This is a genomic window from Achromobacter denitrificans NBRC 15125, assembly GCF_001571365.1.
Classification (GTDB): Bacteria; Pseudomonadota; Gammaproteobacteria; order Burkholderiales; family Burkholderiaceae_B; genus Achromobacter; species Achromobacter denitrificans.
In genome coordinates this window covers 1-2807 of the sequence record NZ_BCTQ01000085.1, presented here as the reverse complement: position 1 = coordinate 2807, position 2807 = coordinate 1, and the positions used below count along the sequence as shown (strand labels likewise).

The 2807-nt window shown below is 75.7% G+C and carries 3 protein-coding genes and 1 pseudogene; 1 reads left to right on the top strand and 3 read right to left on the bottom strand.

The genetic code is table 11. The features are described 5' to 3' along the window. Nucleotides 1–102: 102 nt before the first annotated feature. Both ADE01S_RS30940 and ADE01S_RS30935 read right to left on the bottom strand, forming a co-directional pair. Nucleotides 103–609 (bottom strand): 2-thiouracil desulfurase family protein, encoded by a 507-nt coding sequence (locus tag ADE01S_RS30940; RefSeq protein ID WP_062685582.1) that lies wholly within the window; start codon nt 607–609, stop codon nt 103–105. A gap of 79 nt (nt 610–688) precedes the next feature. Further along, nucleotides 689–955: a hypothetical protein gene (locus tag ADE01S_RS30935; protein WP_062685581.1), complete on the bottom strand. Its 267-nt coding sequence runs from the start codon at nt 953–955 to the stop codon at nt 689–691. Between the two features lie 97 nt (nt 956–1052). On the opposite strand from ADE01S_RS30935, the gene ADE01S_RS30930 reads away from it, so the two are divergent. Beyond that, nucleotides 1053–1856 (top strand): AraC family transcriptional regulator, encoded by an 804-nt coding sequence (locus ADE01S_RS30930; protein WP_062685580.1) that lies wholly within the window; start codon nt 1053–1055, stop codon nt 1854–1856. Between the two features lie 49 nt (nt 1857–1905). Here the strand turns inward: ADE01S_RS30930 and ADE01S_RS31900 are convergent. Further along, a pseudogene (locus ADE01S_RS31900) lies at nt 1906–2807 on the bottom strand (NYN domain-containing protein); the annotation flags it as partial.

The window sequence follows — 2807 nt, the reverse complement described above, 5'->3', positions numbered from 1 at the left end:
CCCGCCACGCGCCGCAGCCGGCTGCGCCGGGCGCGCGCCGCCGCTTTCCAGGCCAGCGCCGCGCAGCCCGCCGCGCCCAGCAGCGCCAGCCAGGCGCCCGCGTCAACGCCCATCTTCCGCCTCCAGGCTCGCCAGGCAGTCCTGCGCCTCCTGCCATTGGCGCTCGCTGAACACGCGCACGCCGGCGCGGCCCAACAGCTCCGCCGTCACGCCCGCGCCGGGAAGCTTGCGTCCGGCGAAATGGCCGTCGTAGACGTAGCCGCTGCCACAGGACGGGCTGCCCTCTTTCAGCACCGCGACGCGGATGGCGTGCCGGCTCGCCGCCGCCAGCGCCTCGCGCGCGCCGTGCACGAACGGCGTGGTCACGTTCTCGCCGGAGACCGCCACCACGCGGGCGCGGCCGGCCAGCACCGCGGCCGCGTCGGCGCCCGGCTCGATCTCCGCCGGCGGCCGGGGAATGGGCATGCCGCCGGCCACCTCCGGACAGACGGACACCACGCGGCCCTCCTGGCGCCAGCGCGCGAGCACCGCGTTGTCGTGCGAGACGCCGCGCCCGTCGTAGCGCACGGGATTGCCCAGCAGGCAGGAACTGACCAAAACGTATTGCATGCGCGAATCCGGCGGGCGGAACGTCGCGGCGCGGAAGCGCGCCGCCATCGCCGTCCAAACCCTGGATGATAGAACACCCTCAGGCGCCGTCCGCGCCCCGGGCCGACAGCCAGGCCCGCAGCGCCGGATCCCTCGGTTCCAGCACGTCGAACAATCCCAGCGCGCGCAGCGCGGGCAAGGCGTCGAGGATGTCTCGCCTGGCGGCCTCCACCGCCTCGGCCGATGCGCTTGGATCGGCGCAGACGCGCGCGTTCGCCAGGAACGCGCCCACCGTGCCCTTGCGCACCGTTACGCCGTTGAAATCGCCGTGGTTCCGGTCGTCCGGCAAAACGTCCTGTGCCCGCATGATGGTTCTCCTGGGTTGTGGGGTACAGCGGGTACGATAGAGCGGCTGCCTTGGCAAGTCTGCCGGGTTTCGGTCAATCAATACGGTGTTTCGGCCAATGCCTGCCGCCCTTTCCTCGTCGCCCATGCTGGATCCCGAGCGCGCCCGGTCTCGCGGCGGGCCGCGGCTGATCGCCGTCCGCCGCCAGGAGGGCGCGCTGCGCCACACCGCCATGCACCGGCATGCGCGCGGCCAGTTGCTGGGCGCCTATCGGGGCTTGCTGACGGTCTACGCCGGCGACCGGCAATGGGTGGTGCCCGCGCAGCAGGCGGTGTGGATACCTCCGGACCAGCCGCATGGGCTGCGCTCCCACGGCCCTTACGCCGGATACAGCGCCTATCTCAGTCCGGCCGCCTGCGCCGGCCTGCCGCAAGCGCCTCGCGTGCTGGAAGCGTCGGCGCTGCTGAAGGCCGCCGTCGAGCGCGCGGCAGGCTGGCCGGACGCGGACGCCGGCCCGGCCGCCGCGGCGCGGCGGCGCATCGTGGAACTGATACGGGACGAGATCCGCGACCTGCCGCAGGCCGGCGCCGCCCTGGTGCTGCCGCGGGATCCCCGGCTGCAGCGCCTGGCGCTGGCGCTGTCGGAGTTGCCGTCGGACACGCGCACGCTGGACGAGTGGGCGGCCGCCATCGGCATGGCGCCGCGCACGCTGGCGCGCCGCTACCTGACGGAAACGGGCCTGAGCGTGGGCGCGTGGCGGCAGCGCGCCCGCCTGATGCGGGCGCAGGAGATGCTGGCGGGCGGCGCCGCCGTGACCACGGTGGCGCTGGAGCTGGGCTATGACAACGTCAGCGCCTTCATCGCCATGTTCAAGCGCGAATTGGGCACCACGCCCGGCCGCTACGGCGCCCCGGCGGGCTAGGGCCGGCGCCCCGCCGCGATGGCGGCGCGCCCGGGCCCCGGCAAGCCGGTCAGGACTCGTCGGCCGCCTTGCGAGGCCGGCGCGCGGCGGTCTTGCGAGCGGGCTTGGCGGACGCTTCGGCGGCGGCCGGCGCCTCCGCCTTGGCCGCGGCCGACTTGGCGGGGGCCGACTTGCTGGCGGCCGTCTTGGCCGGGGCTTTGGCCGATTCCTGGATCACTTCCTTGGCCGCTTCCTTGGCCGGCGCCTTGGCCTCGGCCGTCTTGGCGGCGGCGCGGCCGCGCTTGGCGGCAGGCTTGGCAGCCGCGGGCGCCTCGGCGGCTGCCGGGCTGGCGGCGGACCTGATGGGCGTGGCCACGCCGCCCTCGAACGGGTCGGACACCTTGGCCGGCGCCTTGGACGACGGCTGGCGGTCTTGCGCCGGGGGTTCGGCGAAGGTCCATTCGGCGATGTTCACCGCGGGCAGCGGCGAGCGCGCCTGCGGCAAGGGCTTGGGCATGGGCGGCAGGCGCGAAGGCTGCACCGGCTTGGACTCCTGCGCCCGCGCCAGGGCGTCGGCGCGCATGGCTTCCAACGCGGCGGCTTCGCGCTCGGCTTCCCGGGCCGCATCCGCATCCTTGGCGGCCTGGGCGGCGGCATCCACCGCGGCCACGGGCTGAGCCGCGGGCGCCGGTTGCGCCGCGGGAGCAGGCGTCGGCGCGACCAAAGCCGCGGGTTCGGCCGAGGGCTCGGCGGCGCTTTCTTCGGCGACGGCCAGGCCGGCAGGCTGCTGGGCCGCGTCCCGACCCGCGCCGCCGGACTTGCGGCCGCCGCGCGACTTGCGCGCGGAACGGGAACGGGATTCTTCCTGGACCGCCCCGGCTTCCTGGGCGTCATCGGTGTCGGCGGCCGCCTGCGGGCGCGCCGGCGCGGGGCGGGAGCCGCCACCGCCGGCGGCGCGGGCCGGGGCCGGGG